A 19340-nucleotide genomic window follows, 5' to 3' on the forward strand; every position below is an offset into this window, starting at 1 on the left:
GGTTTAATTTTGGTAAGAACAATTCCTAGTTGACTTGCTAATATATCTTCATCAGATGATTCCTGTAGCTCACTTAGGGCACTAATAAGAAGATTTTTCGCTTCAACCTTTAATTCTTTAGTTATAGATTCTTCTTGGACGGATGGAATTTTTGTAATTTTTTTCACAGATGATTTCTTAGTTTTTTGCTTTTTATTAGAACGAATGAATTCTGAAAGATAATTTTGTGTTAATTCAAAGGTTTCATCTGCATGAAATCTCAAGTCAGTTGATGTGGTGATTTTTGGTCCATGAACCAGTCTTACTACAACACCAGCATATTTTGCTATCTCCAATGATGGAATAAAATCTCGATCTCCTGCTACTAAAACTATCATGTCTACTTGACGTGATGTAGCAAGATGAACCATTTGCACTGCAAGTTGTACATCTACTCGCTTTTGCTCTCGTGAGACTATTTCTTTATGACAATGAGGACATTCCGATTGTCGTTCAACTACATCGCCAAGAATTACTTCAAAACGTGGTAGAAACTGTAATCCATCATGGAAGCTTTGTCTTTGATTATCTTTCCCATCAAAGTAATAAGATCTTAAGCGATAAGAAGGACTGCAAAGTGCTTCACTTAATAGGGTTAAATCGACCTCAAGCATCCCTAATTCCCGTCGAATAGTATTCCAATAGCTTCCGTCAAAAATTACTGCTGCAGTCCTTGGGAAATTAGCGCGATTATCATTATAAAACTTATTAATTTTCAAATATTTATCCCTCTCGGTTTATTATTGCCTATAATCCCGTGAATGATACGATTGAAGAATAATTCGAAAGCTAGGAAGATCCTAGATTTTCAGATTATTTCTTGTAGATCGTGGTTCATTCTCGAAATTATAGGGCATGTAACGCTAGATTATATCATTTTTAAATATTTTGAGTTTTAATGTTAAGAGAAATAATCATTTCAAACAAAAATCATTTTTAGGAAACAGGTCTCTTGGGATGTTTGTTTTCTGTTATAAACCACCCTTTCATGGAAACTTCCTTATTTGCAGTAATTTTCCACTTGATATCACTCAAAACAAATAGATTCCCTAGATGTTTAGATAAAATACTTTCTATCTTCTTAGGATGAAATGTTAGAAGCATATCATGTTCATAGAGCTTCTTATAAAGCTTTGGGTCCAAAGAATTTTGGATTAAAGTAAAAGGAATCGGAGTTTTGTATTCCTTTATAATTTTATAAACCAAATTCACTACAATTTTCTCAAATTGATCTTCAGAAATTAGTTGAAAATCCTTATTTATTGCATTTTTAGGCTTCTTAAAGCGAAAAATATAATCTCCACTTAATGATCCAAATGGTTGAAGCAAACTTTTGGCTGATGGTCGAGCTGGTGGTTGATAATGGATTTCCTCGAGAGAAAAACCTGATAAAATTGCACAACGATATAAGATGGTACGATATTTTAATTGAGGATTATGAAAGGTTACTGTAAGCCATTTTGATGGTTTTAATACACGGAAAATTTCTTTAAAAATAATAAAGAGATGATTTTCATAATCTGCTATTGTTTTATTCTGACGAGAGTTTTCAATTAGTTCTTGAGATAGAGCTGTTGTATATTCGTCAACTAAGTTTAACCATGCCCCCCACAAAAACAATAGTTCTCCATATTGTATTGAATGTCCGTAAGGAGGATCAGTAATGACATAATCAATGGATTCATCAGGGATATTCTTAAGCTTTTCAAGGGATGAATTTATCAAGGTATAGATTGGAATTTGAGAATTCTGCTTTTGAAATAGTTCGTTAATGTCAGATTTATACTGGATTTTATCTATAGATTGTTTTAAATCTATTTTTGCATTTAGGAGTCCTTGTTTTCCTGTTATTGCTCGATCGAAGAGACTCCATACATTAGATTCCATAAAATTTGGAACCGACCAATAACTCTGTTGTACCCAGGCTGAACTAAAGGGTCTTGAGGGGCGAACAGGAACCATTTTTGACGCTAAATGAACAATCGATGAGAAGCCAAACAAAAGTGATTCTTTCAATTGTGGATTGGAACACTTTTGGATACTTGAGAATAATTTTGCCAAGGATATTAAGTTTCTAGGAGTAAATAACTCTGGAATATTGTTATAATGCTCCCTTTTAAGAAAGGGAGTTCCATCAGGATAAACCAAAGGCAATTTTGGGAACCAAAATTTTGATTCTCCATTTTTTTTAAAAAACCGTGAATCTTTGTTATTAGCAATAAAATCAATAAGTTGTAAATCATAATCATTTACTAGGTCTATTCGCTTTCCATCTTTAGGACAATTATAGCGTATATCAACTAATTCAGAGTGATTCCATGTCAAACAAATAGCATTTATAGGTAATTCACATATACGACATGTAGATCTATATAAGGATTCAATTTCCTTTGCAACCTCAAATCTTACGCGATTGAACTCATCTAATATTAAATCAGGTGAAACAAAAGTTAAAGTATTTTTTGATATAAAGATTGAAACTGGATTAATGTCAATGCCTATAGCGTGCCGTTTTAAACGAAGACTTTCGCCAATCATTACTCCGCTACCGCAAAATGGATCTAAAACAACATCTTGTTCAGAAGAATGCAATTTTATGTACTTTCGGATAACATTTGCCTGTTTTCTGGCAAAAAATTTATGCATAAGATACATTGGGCGATGACCCATTAATGGGAGACTTGTGTCAGTTGGCCTTCCTAGACTTTGATATGTGAGAGTTCCCATGATCATTTCACAAAATCAATAACAATGGTATTGTTTATTCCTATTTCATTTTAAATAATAATTTTATGCTTATCTAGCTAAAATTAATAGGAAAAATTCTTATTTCTGAAAATGATTCAGTTGTAAAAATGATTATTTTTGTCAAAAGAGGAAAGTATTATGACACATGACACAGTTAAAACGTCAATAGTAAACGTTCTTCTCTGGACAACTTATGACATTGCTAATACGGTTTTTAGTATGGGTATTGTCAGCATGACTGTGCTACAATATGGCACGTTATTAGGAATGATGAATGGTTTAGGGTACAGCCTAAGTTTTTTTATTGCTAATATAGCAGTATCAATAAGTACATTATTTGTTGCAATTACTATCCCTGTGATGGGAACTTTTGCTGATAATAACGGAAAGGGGAAACCTGGGACAATTCTGTTCGGCTCGTTAACAATCTTATTCACAGGTATTGTCTTTCTATTTGATAACGTTTTTATCGCCATGTTTATGTTTATTGCGGCTAATGTATTTTATCAATGGGGTAATCTGTTTTATGATACCATGATTCCTCGAATAGCAAAAGATAAAGATCTGGGTTGGGTTTCAGCAGTTGGAGTGGCTTTAGGATATTTTGGTTCCTTCTTTGCAGTAGCATTCAGTTTTATTGCCCCATCATTTTTCGGAGACGTCATAGATTTACCCGATAATATTGGTGAAATTGATCCAAATCAATATTCATCCATTTTAGGGTCTCAATCAACTTGGTTTGGTTATTTTGATGAAATGTGGTGGTTATGTGCTTTAGGATTCCTATTAATAGCTATTCCATTTCTTTGGACAAGAGAATACCCAGATAGAAATCGAATAAAAGAAGAGGGAGTTGGGAAATTAGTTAAAAGTGCATTAAATGATACAATTGTAACAGCTAAAGAAATTTGGAATTATAAAGATATGAGATGGTTTGTCATCGGATGGTTTTTTACTGTAGATGTCGTTCAGACAGTTATAAATATTATGAAACCTGCTGCAGTTTTAGGTTTTGGAATGGAGGATTTTACCGCATCTATTCTCCTTTTAATCGGAGTGGTTTGTGCTGTGGTTCTTACTGGTATCGCTGGTCCTGTATCTGATAGATATGGCCCAAAAGTTCTTGCTGTAATTGTTTCTATTGTTTGGTTAGTCGCTCTCTCAATTCCCATCTTTGCAGATTCCTTTGATCCTACAGTTGAATTACCTTTCTTTCTGAGTTTTTTACCCAATTACACAATTTTTTTGATGGCACTTTTAGTTGGGTTTGGTATGGGTTCAATATGGGTAGTTCAGCGTACAATGACGATTGAATTAGCCCCTCCAGATAAAATTGGTCAATATTTTGGTTTTAGTAAGCTTGCTGGTAAGGGTAGTAGTGCTATTGGTTCTTTAGCCTTTGGAGCGGTAATTAGCTTTTTTTCATCTAGTCAAGGGTTTGGATCCAATGCGATTGCATTTAAAATTGGGATAGCTATTCTCTTTATCCTATTCTTCATCGGATTTTCCTTCTTTACTCGTGTAACAAGTTATCACAAAAAATTTTTAGCAGGAAAACGTGCTCCATATAGTTAATTGAGAGAATAGAACTTCTTTCCTTTTTTCTTTGATTATATGTTTTACTTAGGAAATTTATCATTCTAATTTATCTTAATTTCATAATATAAGGAATATCATTTTCACGTATTTTTTATAAGGATTTTATAAAAGAATTTTAAATTATGGCTTAAATTATATCTTCTAGAATAATTTTTTTGATAATTAATCGAATATGATTTGAAATTGTTAAAACAAAGTCATTAAATTTTTATTATATTTTTTGATAGAAATAGTTAAATTTATAAATTATCAAAAAGTATAATTAATTAAAACCTGTTTTGAGCCAAATGAATCAAAAAGGAAAACTCACATTAGATATTTTAGAATTCCTTAATGGAAATCCTAGAGTATCTATTGATGATTTAAATGAATATCTTATTCTTAAGATGCATAAAAAAGTAACTACTGCAAAAATCTTTCAAATTATAAATATTCTAGAACAAAGAGAATTAATTAAGTATGTCCGATTTAATAATAAAAAATCTATAATTTATTTAAAAGAAAAATTGAATATTAAGCCAGATGGTGATTATAAAATGACAGAAGCGAGTTTTAAGAAGATTTTATATAATTTTACAGAAATCTATGAATTTGAATCCTCTAAATATTGTGAAGGTTTTACAATTTATCCAATAATCCAAAAATCTAGCCTCTCAATGTTAGGAATTACTGAAGCTGAGAAACGTGAATTGGGTTGGATCCAAGAAAATGAGAGGGCTGAGTCGGTAGAATGGTTGGAAGCAATAAATCTAAGTGAATTACCTATTCTCATACCCTACCTTCATCAGGTTGAAGGAGGAAAACAGGACAGAACCATTTTTGAACCTATTATTATTCCATCAGGTCGTACAAAGGACAATCCCTTGAAAATACCTGCGCGATGTATTGAACGATCGCGATGGAATTACGAAAGTTCACATGGCGAAGCAACCACATTTAAATTTAAATCTGCAGATACAAGAATGACCCCTCAAATGGGATACGTTGCTTCAATGGGAGCTGATCAGTCAACAGTCTGGAATGCCATAGAAGTGGTTGCAGATGCTCTCAATCTTGGAATCGATGAAGCCCCTACTAGTAGCTACCGCGAAATTCAACAGAAATCGATAGAAAAAAGCCAAAAAATGTCGGAAATATTTCAAAAGTTAAAGCCTGATTTAATGATTCCCAATCAGGTAGGTTTGTTATGTTTCTATAACGATAAATTACTCGGAATAGAGATTTATGGGTCTAATTCTCTTTGGCTTCAATTTAATGAAGTAGTATTGAAGGGATTTCTTACTGATAAAGTTTTTTTCCATGAAAAGATATCTAAAGGTTTTTCTGGAGATATAAATGACATATTAAAGAAGGAGTTTCAAGATTTAGAAGTTAAACCACTCAAAGCAACTGGAGGTGGATCACTGTATAAATTCAATGATAACAAATGGGAGGGTATCTGTGTTATGTTTGATGATTTTCCAGCTCATTTCTATGCCTCTAAGAAACACATTGATATCTTAAAAGAGAGAAAATCTCCAAGAACTATACCTCGTGGTTATCAGATTCGAAATTTAATACAAAGACAAGAAATAATAAATCAAGCCCCTCCTGAGGTAATTCACCCCACTCAAAAAACCTAAGGATGATTTATGATGTTGGATTTATTGTCTGCTAAAGGAACGCTTGAAATTTTGAATTATCTTAAATCTAATCCTCAGAAAACTGCCCCAGATATAAATCAAGAAATAAATGAGAGTTCTTTTTACTCTTTTAGGGGAAAGGTAACAACTGCGACCGTTTATAGAAGAATTAAAGAAATGGAGTTAGCAGGCCTGATATCAAGAGATCCTCCAAATTCTAAATCATACTCATTAACCCCTGAGGGATTTAATATTTTAGAGAAGGAACTGGTGTCTCATCCTGAGTTTTCACAGCTCTCAAGATCACAACGAATTTTACTTGAAGAAATAAACTTGAATGAGGGGATTAACGTTATAGCTCTTCAAGATTCCACTCAATTATCCCCCAATACAGTTGTTCAAGGCTTACGGGAGTTGAACAGATTAGATTTAATAGAAGAAACAAATTATTATTCAAAAACAACAAGAAGCCGTGATCAAAAAGAAATTTATAAAAAAAACAAACCTGGAAGGCCAAATAAAAAAATAAAGCCTACAAAAAAGGGTAAAAAAGTTTATGACGAACAAAAATCAATTGAAAGGCGATCAAAATAAGGAAGAAATAAAATGAATGGTATGAAACATAAAAAACCTTTTAAGTTAGAAGTTACTCTAAGTTCCCCCTATGCTCTAGCATCGGGAAATACACACCTTTTTGTTCAGCTTAAAATAACCGGAATTAACTTTAATCCTGTTAAACAACGAAATTTTTTGAATTTAGGTATTGTACTTGATCGATCAGGAAGTATGAGAGGAAAAAAACTCCAAAAAGCTAAAGAAGCTGTGGAATTTATAGTCAATAATCTTACAAACACAGATATATTTTCTTTTACAGTTTATGACCACTTAATTGAGAATTTGATACCCTCTGGAGTTTTAATATCACAAACATCAACAATCAACAAAATAAGGAATGTTTGTGATCGTGGTCGAACTAATTTATATGGAGGAATCTTGGAAGGAGTAAAGCAAGTTGAAATGGGGAAAAATAAGGAGTTTAGAAATATGATCTTGCTTTTGTCAGATGGATTAGTGAATGAAGGTATAACTGATAAAGGAACGATAAAATCTGGAGTAGAAGGGATCTATAATAAAGGAATATGCATTAGCACATTTGGGGTTGGAGAAGATTTTGATGAGGATCTTCTTGTTACTATTGCTGATTCTGCAGGTGGTACATTCTATTTTATAGAGACAGCAGATGATATACCGAAATATATTGCACAAGAGTTTGAAGGATTACTTGAAACAGTTGCTTATAATTTAGAAGTACAATGGAAGGGAATTGAAGGCTTAAAAATTAATAGAGTCCTGGGAGTTCCCTATGAATCCCGTTTTTCCAATTCAACTAAGCTCGGTGATTTACGAAGTGAAAAAGAAATCATTCTAATCCTCGATGTTGTAGTTCCGCCAAAATCTCTAGGAGGTTCTAAGCAAAAAATCCTAGATTTTACAGTATGTTGGATTCCTGGAAGTGGAATACCAAAAGAGGATAAAACACATTCTAGTTGTGAAATTATCTACACTGAAAATGAAGATTATCTAGCACAGGAAGATGATGAGATCATCGAAAATGCTCATTTGCTTGAAGCAGTTTTTATTCACCAAGAAGTGATTAATTTTGCAGATCAGGGACAATTTTCAAATGCTCAAAGGACAATGAATGAGTTTCAACAGAAGCTCAAGGAAAGAATAGAGAAAACAGGGGGTTCGCAAATATTAGAAAAGCTCCAAAGTACAAATACTAGCATTTTGTCTGATATGTTGGATCAAGAAAGTTATTCAAAGTTAAATCGGAAGAAAATGACCGCAACAATGTATTCATTAAGAAAACAAAATCTATCCCCCTAATTTTTTTTTCACCTCCCTTTTTTTTAGCTGATAGAGGTTCTCCTTTCATAATTTTACTAATTTTGGTTTACTTACTTATTAATACTTCAATATTTTTACCTTGAATATAGATTTAATTTTGGTGATAACATGAATCAAGATAAGTCTTTTTTAAAATATGAAATAACAGGTAAACCAGCGTTTTCTTTAGTCCGAATCCATCTTGAACAGCCTGGACAACAGGTTAGAGCCGAGGGTGGTGCTATGGTTTATATGTCAGGACATATTTCTATGGAAACAAAATCCGCTGGCGGCCTTATGAAGGGCCTACAACGAAAATTCTCAGGTGAATCAATGTTTCAGAATTTCTTTACTCTTCCTGATGGTTCACCTCCTGGTATGGTTGCTTTTGCCCATGGTGCCCCTGGAGACATTGTACATTTGCATCTTAATCAGGGCGAAGAATGGACATTAAGTAGAGATGCATATATCTGTGGAACTCCAAGTATTGAAGTTACATCTCAGTTAGGAGGATTTAAAAGTGTCCTTGGTGGAGAAGGACTTGTTTTAACAAAATTGTATGCTGAAGCAGAAGGAGATGTCTGGATTGGAGGTTATGGTTTTGTTGAACGCCATGACCTTAAGGATGATGAAGAGCTAGTGGTCGACAATGGCGTGATGATGGCATTTCAAACGCATATGAACCATACTGTCTCGAAGGTAGGTGGAAGAAAGAGTTTCATACTCGGTGGGGAAGGTATTGTGATTCGATATCGTGGTCCAGGAGTCGTTTATACTCAAAATCGTGAAATAGGGTTGTTAGCAGCATTATTAATTCCTCATCTCCCTGTTTCTAGGTAAAACACCTTCATTTTCTCTTTTTTTTAAATATATAAAGTTAAATATAGCTAGAATTTATCAAATATTAATAGTTTTAATTCAAAATCTATTTTTTATATAAAATAATTATTTTACAAATTGTAGACAGCGATACTGGTCATTAACTAAATTAGGGGAAGAGCTGTTGAAGATACTAGCTAGATTTAAGATTAAATAATAACAGAATTGGTGATTTAAAAATAGGAGTGGGCCTTTTTTTTCCTTATCTTTTTTTGAAAAGATAAACATTGAACAAGTGTATTCAACAAATCAAAACAACTATATCAAGGAGTTTTACAAAAATCTTATGATGTTAAGATGACCACACCTATTTTAGAACGCTTTTTAAGATATGTGAAAATCCATACCACTAGCCAAGAGGATATCGACAATATCCCAAGTACTATTAGACAATTTAATCTTGCAAAAGTTCTTGTAAAGGAATTAAAAGAGATCGGGGTTTTTGATGCTGTTGTAGATGATCACTGTTATGTTATTGGTTCAATCCCCTCTAATTTACCTGAAGAACAGTCTAGCAAGATTCCAGTAATATGTTTTTTAGCCCATATGGATACCTCTCCTGAAGAACCTGGAGAAAATGTTAATCCTCAAATAATCACGAATTATGATGGAGGAAATATCCTATTACCAAATAATTCCGAAATCTTCATCTCTCCATTTGAAACTCCTGCATTAAAGCGCTTTATTGGGAGTGATATTGTCACTACGGATGGAACTACTCTATTAGGGGGTGATAATAAAGCAGGAATTGCTGCTATCATGACAGCAGTCGAGACATTACATAAAAATCCCCACATTAAACATGGAACTATTAAAATAGTCTTTACTCCTGACGAAGAAGTAGGTCATGGAGTTGATGCACTTGATGTAAAAGCATTGGGTGCAGATGTTGGTTATACAATTGATGGTGATGAAATGGGAGTCTTAGAATTTGAAACTTTCAATGCAGCAGGAGGAACCATCACGATTAAGGGATTTAATTTTCACCCTGGTTATGCAAAAGATAAATTGGTCAATTCTCTTCGAATAATGGGAGAGATTATTAATCAATTTCCTTTAAACCAAGCTCCAGAAACAACTGAAGGGATGGAAGGTTTTTTTCATGTTTATGAGGCTGAAGGATCTGTTAATGAATCCAAAATTCGGTTTATTCTTCGTGATTTTGATTATGTAGAGCTTAAGAACAAGATTAGTAGGATTGAAAAGATAGTGGGGAATATTCAAGACAAATATCCTAAAGCTAAAATTCATCTATCTATCAAAGAACAATATAAAAATATGAAGTATCAGCTTGAAAAAGTCCCTTATACCATTCAATATGCTGAGGAAGCCATTAAACGTTCTGGGATAGATGTTATAAAGAAACCTGTTCGTGGTGGAACTGATGGGGCAAGATTAAGTTATAAAGGACTTCCTACACCTAATATTTTTTCTGGAGCCATGAACTTCCACAGTAAAAAGGAGTTTGTTCCTTTATTAGCCATAGAAAAATCAGTGGAAACAATACTAAATCTGATTCAGATTTTTCGTGAAAGATCAGAGTAACTTATAGAATAACGTAAGAAACTATTATACCTTCACATTAGATAGACTAAAACCGATTATTTGGATTATATTGAGGATTAGAAGACGCTTAAACAAAAATAAAGATATAATAAATGCCTCATCTAAAAAGATAATTATTAATCTAAATGTTTAAAGCAAAATTTAGTTTTATTTTTCTATTAGAAAATCATGAAATTGGAAAGGGCTAAAAGCTACACTTGATATACAAAAATAGAGGAAAAAATTACAGAAATAAGAATTATTTTAAATTTTCCAATTTCCTTATATAATTGACTTTCCTTATTATTAAGGTAAATAGCTATAGGGATATTAGATGGCTACACGAGAAGAAAATTCAGTACGTTTAGAGCTTCCTTCAACAAGTGGAGTCGAATGTGAAGTACGTAAGGATTTAAATCGAGATGAATATGTTTTTACGTTCTTTCAGAATGAAAGAAAGCTAAAATCAACCGCAATATCAGTCACACAAGTAAATCAGGATAAAATGGTTGACCTTTTAAGTGATGCAGGAGTAGAATTTTTTAGTTTTTCGGCAATTTTTGATGTGGCTGATTTATTATTATCAACTATTAAATCAATGACATCAAAACTACATGTAGAGGAAGAATTTTATCCTGTTGAGACAAAAATTACAAAGGACGATATATCACGAAAAATATCGGATAAATACAAGGATAAAGAGGTAAGCCATACACCCACTGAAATAGTTGAAGAGAGTAAACTAGAACCTAAAGTCAAAATAGATGTTACTGACAAACTCCTTAGTAAATTTACGATGCCATACTCCCAAGGGGGATTTGCCGAGATTTATTACACTGTTGAAGGGAAATATGCAATAATTATTTTCAGAGGGAGCACTCCATTAATTAAAAAAAGTTTTACAAAGGAAAATATTAATCAAGATAAAATCGTTACTTTAATAACTGAATCAGGGGTCGATTTTCTCTCTTTTTCTGCCATTTATGACTCTGCTGAACAGATAGAGAAAATTATTCTACACCCTGAAGAATTTACTATGTCTGAAGATACTATCCAGAAAGAACAAGAAGTTGAGAGTTATATAGAAGAAGAACAAGAAGTTGAGAGCAGTATAGTTGAAGATGACTTATCTATTATAGATTTATCCGAATTAGATACTTCAGAATACACAAAAGCTGAAGATTTTGATAAATTCTTGGTCAAAGTTAAGGAATTTGTAAGTCAAGGGCAGCCTCTACCTGTGAAAGAAATGAAAATAGAACAATCAGGTGGCTCAGTGTGCATTATTCTAAGAAAAATGGAAAAATGGTATCTACGATTTCGGTTGCCTTCAGGTTCATTAACTCCTTTAACCGAAGTAAAGATTAATCAAGATGAAATCGCAAAGGTAATCAATAAAGATATACCCCAGATTTCATTTAGTTATTTATATGATGCTTCTGAAAAAGTCTTACAGACAATAGAGTTACTTTCTCAAAAGCCCATGGAAGAAATCATAATAAATGTTGCGGTTGGGCATTATCTTGAAGTAATTGAACAATTTGAATCCAAAAAAGATATGAAAGGAGCTACTAAAGTAACTCAAGTACTCTACAAACGTTTTCAAAAAGAAAGAAATGCTAAAGGAATTTTACAATTTGGCAAAAAATTAGTTTATTATTATGATGAACAGAAAAAATCCTCCGACGCAGGGAAGCTCCGTGATGAAATAATTGAAGAATTATTAGAGTTAGAACCGAGCTATGCGTTAGAATTCGTGGATGAATCAATAAAAATTCTAATAGAACAGGAAAATAATTTGAGTGCGGCTAATTTAATTGGATTAGCCTTGGATTTCTTTTTATCAGATGAAACTAAGATTTCAGATGTAAAAAAGGTAATTGATCTTGCTCAAAAGCAGGTTGATTCTTTTGAAAAAGCAAGACTACCTGTAGTAATGTGGGAAAACTCTTTACGATATGGTCATTTCTTGATACGATATCTTAGTAAATCTGAAGAAATCGGATTATCTTCAAGAGAGATAGAAAAATTTCAAGAAATAGCTTGTGAATTTTTGGATAAAGCGTTTAATGCTCAAGATGAGAAAAAGGCTCATTTTGAGCTTATGGAATCCTTAGAAACTACTCTAAAGTTAATTAAAACTTATAATTATAAGCCATTATTTGCGAAATATGCTGATCGTTTAATTCTGATCTCTGAAACCCAAAATAAAAAAGATATTGCTCTTGAATATGCAAAAGATGGGTCTTCTTATTTAATGGATTCTGATAATCATATTAAAGCATGTGAGTATGGCAATAAGACTATAAAATACTTTTATGAACTTAACAAAATAGAAGAGGCTGTTGATTTTAGCCTAGAGATTGTAAAAGGACTTTTAGAACTAAAAGAATCGAATGCAGCACGAGATTATTTAAAATTTGTTGTAAATTTAATAGATCAGGCTTATGCTTCGAATGAATCTAGGAGAATTGAAAAACAATTAGCTCTAGGAGATTTATTTGGAAAATTAGGAATGAAGGATCATTCAAAAGTTTATATTCAAACAGCTCTTGATACTATTAAAGATCAAAAAAAGAGAGAAAAAATAGTTCTTCAGTATGTAGATGAATTATTACAAAGTCAAGCTGTTCTAACTGCTCAAGAAATGATAAATCTTGAACTTGGTAAGTTATTAACAGAAAAAAAGATATCTGATGTTCTTAAGTTCTGTCGTAATTTTATTGATAAGTTAAAAGAACATAAACAATTCGATATGATTTTTGAGTATATGAAATACAGTGCTAGTCTGATGCTTCAGACTGATGAAACAGATTATGATCTATTAATGGATTATATAAAAGAACTTCTTCTTGGAAATCAGCTAGATAGAGCAGCTTTCTTATTAGATCAGCTTACAGCTCTTCAAATAAAAAATAAAGACCAAACTCGGGCAATAGATTATATGGGAAGATTTGTAACTCATTTATTTGAAAATTCAAATCGTTATGATCTTCTCTATGCGGTTATTCAAAAAATAGCTGAAACATATAATAATATGGGAGATTTGGAAGGAGCTATTGAAAGTTTAATAGATTATCAAAAGGAATCTTTGAAGTCCTCAGTTATTTTGGCGCAAAAAATCACTGATATGATCCTAAAACAATTAGAACCACGTCAGGACTTTAAGAAGAGTATAACTATTGTCTCACGTTTGATAGAGAAACAATTTGAAATGAAAAGGTATCAAGATGCATATCTATTTATTGTTCAGACAGCTCGGTATTATGAACGACTTGGTGATATATCTCAAGTGATTAAATATTTAGAAAAGAATCGTGACATATTTTTAGAACATGGTCAATACGAAGATGCAAATCGTATGACCGATCTAATAATACGTTTTGGTAGAAGTCATTCTGAGTATAAATTAGCAATCAATGCTGTCAAGAATTACGCAAAAAATGCATTAGATCGTGGAGATGCTGAGTCTGCGTCAACATTTGCCATTGAAATGGCAAAACTTCTTGAAGAAGATAGTAAAGCTGATAAAGCTCTTGAATTTCTCCAAATGATATTCAGTACGACCTATGAAACAAATAAAGAAGCTGCAATAAGAGTATTTGAACGAATTGTTACAACCCGACATCAGGAAGGAGATTTTAAAAAAGTCACAAAAAAGCATTTTTCTTCAATTCTCCAAAAATATCCTGATACTGAATTATTGCTTACTATCAAGAGAGTTATGAAACCAGAAATCGAAGAATTTTTTGAATTTGCAGAACCGATCTATGATTTAATGCTTCAGAGCGAAAATTTATCAAAAGAAAATGCTGATCTTATTGTAAATCAACTCCTTGATCCATATGAAGAGGGAAAAAATAATTTTGGAGATGAATTGGTATTAAAATATTCCCCCAAATTTTTTAGGGTCAATCAATTTTCGTCATCCTCCCGTTTAATGGCTACATTATTAGAAAAGACCACTAAGCCAATTTCTGAAGTTTTACCTCACGCTTTTCAATTTATAAAAGAATTAATTTCAGGTTCATTACTCGAAATTGCACGAGAGTATACCGATCGAATTCTTCAAATGGTTTCTGATACAAAAAGATTTGGTAGTGAGGGTAATCTTCTAGCTGCGAAGATTACAGAAAAATTTGCCCTTTTTGTTGCATTTGAAAATCCAGATTTAGCATCTGAATACGCATACCAATCTGCAGAATTTTATCGACGATTAAATAATTTTGAAGGCATCGTAAATGTTTATACTAATTTAGGTGACAAATACCCCTCTCCTAAAAGAGCTATTCGAACTTATAAACGGGGTATCCAAATTTGCAAGAAATTTAACGCTGAAAAATATGAAGCTCAATTGCTTGCTGCCTTAACAAGTTACCTAATTCGCTATAATCATTCAACAGCCCTTGGATCATTTCAACAAACCCTAGAAAAATTAGAAAGTTTAGAAGACCTAGATGCATTGTTTAATACTGTTCACATTTTAATAGAAACAGCTATTGAATATGATAATCTTAAAATTGCGTATTCATATTTAGATTATATTTGTCGTCTCAGTGCAATGATCAATCAAAATGTAAAGGTGGCAGGTATTTTAGTTTACCTTCTTAATGATGCAAAAGAAAAAAGAGATAAAATTAAGGCGGATTTAGTTCAAAAATATCTTGAAAATCTCGGAATTAGTCCTAAAAAGTATAAAAAAGAGTTCAAAGCACTTTTAGATAAACGAGCGAGCCAGTTAGGAGTCCTAAAACCAGAGGAACTAATTATTGATGTAGAAACAGATTTAAAAATAGAAACTCAGATAGCTGATGAACCTTCATCTGGAGTTAAACCCAAACCAATTATTGTAGATACTTCTCAAATTATTATACCCGATGTTACCCCTAAGATTGATATGACGGAAGATTTAAGTGAGGAAAAGATAGATGAGGAATTTGTAAAAGTGATAAAAGGTTATGAAATTGGAACTCAAGCAACTGATTCAAAACCAGTATATGAGAAAGATAAAATTCCTTCTCTTGATTCAGTAGAAAAAGCTTTTTTTGAAGCTACTCAAGAATTGAAAGGGATTCCAACTGAAAAACCTGTTGTTAAAAGTCCAAAAATCGATGATGAAATCCTTGAACTCCCAATAAGTAAATCGAAAGATGTGAGTGATGCAAGTTTATCAGATAACGAAATTAGTGAGCTTTTTTCACCTCAATTTGAAGAAAAAGTGAAGAAATCTGAAATTAAGCCTATTCAAAAGAAAATGAAAGCTGGATTAAGCGATTCCGAAATCTCCGAATTATTCTCTAGTCAAACTCCAAGTGAACCAAAAGAAATTTTACAGGATTACCCTGACGAAGGAGAATGGGAGGTTGATTCATTTGGCCGGCTATGGCGAAAAGAATCTGGACAGGAAGAGGAAATTCTCTCTCCAGAAACCAAGAAGATTACACAAAAAGATACACCAGATTTATCACCCTTAGAAAGAATGGTTCAAGAGGAGAGTTCTAAACCGATTTTCGGAGCTGAAAAAGTGGAAGAGCCACGTGAGTATCAGGAAAGAGACGATTCAATTCCTGAAATGGCAATTCTTGAAAAGGCAATTGCAGATACACAAAATATTATCTCTAAATCCAGAAAAGATGAAAGTTCTAAGATTTCAGCAGATTCACTCTTTAAAAAGGAAGTTCCCGATTCTCTGTCTTCAATAGTCAGAGCAATTTCTGAGGATGAACAATATTTAAGCTCTGAAGAATTGAATATTCCAAAAGTAGCATATGGAGAAGTTAAAGAGGAATCTAAGGAGTTATCAAAAGAAACAAAGGTCAAACCTCCTGATTTAGCTGAACTTTTTTCTGATGCATTATCGGAATTAAGTTCAATCGGGGGTGAATCGGGTAAAGAAGAAAAGAAACGAAAGAGATAGAGGAAAGAAAATTTATCCTCTATTTTTTCCATACTTTTTTTGGTCAAACAAGGGAAAATTCCTAATTTGTGCGTCGTACATTTTTCCTCTAACTTCAAACTGAACAATTCCAGAGTCCGATGGAACAGAAGCATCAATATACCCCATCCCAATCCCCAATTCCAGTAATGGTGAAAATCCACCAGAAGATACTTGCCCTATTTCATTTCCTTCATAATATAATTTTTGTCCTGCTCTAGGACTTGGTCCTTTCTTAATCGCAATTAACCCAATTCGTTTTTTCTTTGGTTTATTCTTTTCAAGAATCTCTAGCACGGCTTTTCCGACAAAATTTTCTTTCAAAATATGTATAAAAGGGGGAAAATATAATCCTGCTGTAATAGGATCAAGACTCTCATTTAAATCGTTACCATATAGATGATATCCAGCTTCTAAGCGGAGTGAATCTCGTGCTCCTAATCCACATGGTTTTATATTGAATTCCTCTCCATTTTTTAGGAGGAGCTCCCAAATAATTTCAGCTGCTGAAGGATCTTTGTTTGTTGTATTCAATACAATTATTTCATATCCTGCTTCTCCAGTATATCCAGTTCCAGAAATAATGAGATCTATGTTATTAAAAGTAATACTAATTACTCCCCAAGAGTTAGGAAGATTGATTGAATTATTAAACACTCTTTTCAGAACATCAATGGCTTTTGGTCCTTGTAAAGCAAACATAGCTGATGTTGTCGATATATCTACTAGATTAACATCTATCTGACTAAATGTATTTACAAATTCATATTGAGTTTTGATCCAGTGCTTAATTTTCATTAAATTTCCTGCATTCCAGACCATCAGCCAATTATTTTGTTCGATTCGTTCAAAAACAAGATCATCTTTGAAACCAGCCTGTTCGTTTAGCATAAAGGTATAAGATGCTCTTCCAACTTTTGTTTTTGTAAGATCCCTAGGAACTAAAAAATTTAGAAACTTTTCTGCATCTTTACCTCTAATCCACATCCTTCCCATATGAGAAACATCGAATAATCCTACTGAATTTCTTACTGCTAGATGCTCTTCCTTAATAGAGGAGAACATTACTGGCATTTCAAATCCAGCGAATTCTATTAAATCTCCATGTTTTGAATGCCAATTATACAATTGAGTTCTCATTGTCTATCACAACATATTACCATTATTTTTATAATTGCATTAACTAGAATGATTTAGACTATTTTAGTTAAAAATACCCAGGATAATACATTTAAAAGATTCTTGCGAATTTATTTAAAATTTTAGCAGTTCCTAATTAGTCAGTAGGAAAAGAAGGTGATAAAGCAATGGCTATTGATCCTGACCATCAAAAAATCCGAGATATTCTGAAAGCCCATCATGAATATTGGAAAAACTCCATTCCTTTAATTGCAAGTGAAAATTTAACAAGTCCTGCTGTAAGGGAAGCAGCAATTACTGACCTATCACATCGGTATGCTGAAGGGTGGATTGGTGAACGTGTATATCCAGGTAATCAATATTTTGATGATATTGAAGATCTATGCATTAAATTATTGAAAGATCTTTTTGATGCACCTTTCATTGATACTCGGCCAATTTCTGGAGTAGTAGCAAATTTAACCATTTATACTGCCTTTGCTCAAGCCCATGATAAGATGCTTGCCATATCTATTCCAGTTGGAGGACATATTAGTTTTGGACCAAATAAAGCTAAAACTGGTGCTTTCATTGGTGGAACTGCTGGAGCTGTTTCTAGACTTGATGTAGATTATTTACCTTTCGATCGATATGGATTGAATATAGATGTAGATGAGTCAATTAAGGCAATACGTAAGATAAAACCCAAAATACTTCAATTTGGTGCTAGTGTATTTCTATTTCCTCATCCGGTAAAAGAATTAGCTCCTGTCGCACATGAGGTTGGAACTCATGTCAATTATGATGCTGCACATGTTGCTGGATTGATTGCTGGTAGTCAATTTCAGGATCCAATCAGAGAAGGAACTGACACAATGACATTATCGACACACAAGACGTTTCCTGGACCTCAAAAAGGTATAGTAGTTGCTGCTCATGAAAATTTTGCGGAAAAGATTAAAGCAGCCGCTTTCCCAGGAATGACGTCAAATCATCACCTAATGCATGTTGCTGGTTTAGCAATAGCAGCTGCAGAATTCAAAAAATTTGGTAAAGAGTATTCAAAACAGGTGATTAAAAATGCAAAAGCATTAGGTCAGGCATTATATGAGCGGGGAATTCATGTTGTGTGTCCCGAAAAAGATTTCACAGAGTCTCATACAATATTGGTAGATATAACTAACTTTCAGAATTCGATTGGATTAGGTGCAGAAGTTGAACAGTTATTGGAAAAAGCTCATATTGTAGCAAATCGGAATCTTCTTCCCTGGGATATTCTTGAAAAGCGTAATTATCGAAATCCAGGAGGAATCCGTATTGGATCGCAGGAAATTACACGATTAGGAATGAAAGAAAGTGATATGGTTATAATAGCAGAGTTCTTCCATAAGCTCTTAATAAAAAGAATTAATCCTGACAAAATAGCTCAGGAAGTCACTGATTTTCGTTCAGACTTCCAAAAGTTACATTATGCCTTCGATTCTCTACATCAAGCTTATGATTTTATCGAGATTATTTAAGAACTAAAAGAAAATGACTTGTTTAATCCCAGTCATTTGTTGAAATCCACTCTTCTATACTATCTTTCAAAATTTGCCAGGAATTCTTAGATGTAAATGTAAAGCTTTTTGCTCTGGCCCAATAGCTGGACATCTTACCTTCAGCGTCAGGGTCGGCTCTATTTCTTTTTTGCCATCTTTCTATGGAAACAACTCTTTTATTAGCGTCATTTATACTTTGGACTAATAAGACTGCTGTCCACCATCTTCCTCTTTTTGAGATTGTCTTTCCCTTTATTAAATGGTAATAATCTGACTGATAAGGGAAATTCTCTACTTCTTTTTTGCTTCTAGGCATATATTATTTCTCCCATTTGGGTTAAAGGGGCTGAAAATTGAATCCCCTCTTAAAATGCATGCTCTTTGGAAAATTTATAAAGCCAGATTAGGTATCCTTTTAAAGAA

12 protein-coding genes are annotated in these 19340 nt (G+C 32.9%); 8 read left to right on the forward strand and 4 right to left on the reverse strand.

Going from position 1 to position 19340, the window contains the following annotated elements:
- On the reverse strand, nt 1-758 hold a 758-nt coding region (locus tag ACWVCY_RS12065), incomplete at its 3' end, for an NYN domain-containing protein (protein ID WP_455143082.1).
- Nucleotides 759-975: 217 nt separating this feature from the next.
- Nucleotides 976-2766 (reverse strand): DNA methyltransferase, encoded by a 1791-nt coding sequence (locus tag ACWVCY_RS12070; protein ID WP_455143083.1) that lies wholly within the window; start codon nt 2764-2766, stop codon nt 976-978.
- 159 nt (nt 2767-2925) lie between these two features.
- Here ACWVCY_RS12070 and ACWVCY_RS12075 point away from each other — a divergent pair, with 159 nt between their 5' ends.
- From ACWVCY_RS12075 to ACWVCY_RS12105, 7 genes are all read left to right on the forward strand, one after another.
- Complete coding sequence (locus ACWVCY_RS12075) at nt 2926-4362, forward strand: MFS transporter (RefSeq protein ID WP_455143084.1); 1437 nt, start codon at nt 2926-2928, stop codon at nt 4360-4362.
- A gap of 311 nt (nt 4363-4673) precedes the next feature.
- A complete protein-coding gene (locus tag ACWVCY_RS12080) occupies nt 4674-6008 on the forward strand; it encodes an ARPP-1 family domain-containing protein (protein WP_455143085.1) in 1335 nt (444 codons plus the stop codon).
- A gap of 9 nt (nt 6009-6017) precedes the next feature.
- Entirely contained in the window at nt 6018-6602 is a 585-nt protein-coding gene (locus ACWVCY_RS12085; RefSeq protein ID WP_455143086.1) for a hypothetical protein, read from the forward strand.
- A gap of 12 nt (nt 6603-6614) precedes the next feature.
- Entirely contained in the window at nt 6615-7898 is a 1284-nt protein-coding gene (locus ACWVCY_RS12090) for a vWA domain-containing protein (protein WP_455143087.1), read from the forward strand.
- A gap of 129 nt (nt 7899-8027) precedes the next feature.
- Nucleotides 8028-8738, forward strand: a complete 711-nt coding sequence (locus ACWVCY_RS12095) for a TIGR00266 family protein (protein ID WP_455143088.1) — start codon at nt 8028-8030, stop codon at nt 8736-8738.
- Between the two features lie 336 nt (nt 8739-9074).
- Entirely contained in the window at nt 9075-10322 is a 1248-nt protein-coding gene (gene pepT / locus ACWVCY_RS12100) for a peptidase T (protein ID WP_455143089.1), read from the forward strand.
- Nucleotides 10323-10656: 334 nt separating this feature from the next.
- Nucleotides 10657-16239: a tetratricopeptide repeat protein gene (locus ACWVCY_RS12105; RefSeq protein ID WP_455143090.1), complete on the forward strand. Its 5583-nt coding sequence runs from the start codon at nt 10657-10659 to the stop codon at nt 16237-16239.
- Nucleotides 16240-16251: 12 nt separating this feature from the next.
- Here the strand turns inward: ACWVCY_RS12105 and gcvT are convergent, their stop codons facing one another.
- Nucleotides 16252-17397, reverse strand: a complete 1146-nt coding sequence (gene gcvT / locus ACWVCY_RS12110) for a glycine cleavage system aminomethyltransferase GcvT (protein WP_455143091.1) — start codon at nt 17395-17397, stop codon at nt 16252-16254.
- Between the two features lie 167 nt (nt 17398-17564).
- Between gcvT and ACWVCY_RS12115 the strand changes: the two genes are divergently transcribed.
- Nucleotides 17565-18896, forward strand: a complete 1332-nt coding sequence (locus tag ACWVCY_RS12115; protein WP_455143092.1) for a serine hydroxymethyltransferase — start codon at nt 17565-17567, stop codon at nt 18894-18896.
- A gap of 22 nt (nt 18897-18918) precedes the next feature.
- Here ACWVCY_RS12115 and ACWVCY_RS12120 read toward each other — a convergent pair whose 3' ends face one another.
- Nucleotides 18919-19233 carry a hypothetical protein gene (locus ACWVCY_RS12120; RefSeq protein WP_455143093.1) on the reverse strand — a complete coding sequence of 105 codons (315 nt, stop codon included), beginning with the start codon at nt 19231-19233 and terminating at the stop codon, nt 18919-18921.
- Between the last annotated feature and the right edge of the window lie 107 nt (nt 19234-19340).

This window comes from Candidatus Hodarchaeum mangrovi (assembly GCF_975850365.1).

Coding starts and splice junctions, on each gene's coding strand:
- ACWVCY_RS12080 (WP_455143085.1), top strand. CDS start 4,674: ATGAATCAAAAAGGAAAACTCACATTAGATATTTTAGAATTCCTTAAT.
- ACWVCY_RS12095 (WP_455143088.1), top strand. CDS start 8,028: ATGAATCAAGATAAGTCTTTTTTAAAATATGAAATAACAGGTAAACCA.
- ACWVCY_RS12105 (WP_455143090.1), top strand. CDS start 10,657: ATGGCTACACGAGAAGAAAATTCAGTACGTTTAGAGCTTCCTTCAACA.
- ACWVCY_RS12115 (WP_455143092.1), top strand. CDS start 17,565: ATGGCTATTGATCCTGACCATCAAAAAATCCGAGATATTCTGAAAGCC.
- ACWVCY_RS12085 (WP_455143086.1), top strand. CDS start 6,018: ATGATGTTGGATTTATTGTCTGCTAAAGGAACGCTTGAAATTTTGAAT.
- ACWVCY_RS12120 (WP_455143093.1), bottom strand. CDS start 19,233: ATGCCTAGAAGCAAAAAAGAAGTAGAGAATTTCCCTTATCAGTCAGAT.
- ACWVCY_RS12075 (WP_455143084.1), top strand. CDS start 2,926: ATGACACATGACACAGTTAAAACGTCAATAGTAAACGTTCTTCTCTGG.
- ACWVCY_RS12070 (WP_455143083.1), bottom strand. CDS start 2,766: ATGGGAACTCTCACATATCAAAGTCTAGGAAGGCCAACTGACACAAGT.
- pepT (WP_455143089.1), top strand. CDS start 9,075: ATGACCACACCTATTTTAGAACGCTTTTTAAGATATGTGAAAATCCAT.
- gcvT (WP_455143091.1), bottom strand. CDS start 17,397: ATGAGAACTCAATTGTATAATTGGCATTCAAAACATGGAGATTTAATA.
- ACWVCY_RS12090 (WP_455143087.1), top strand. CDS start 6,615: ATGAATGGTATGAAACATAAAAAACCTTTTAAGTTAGAAGTTACTCTA.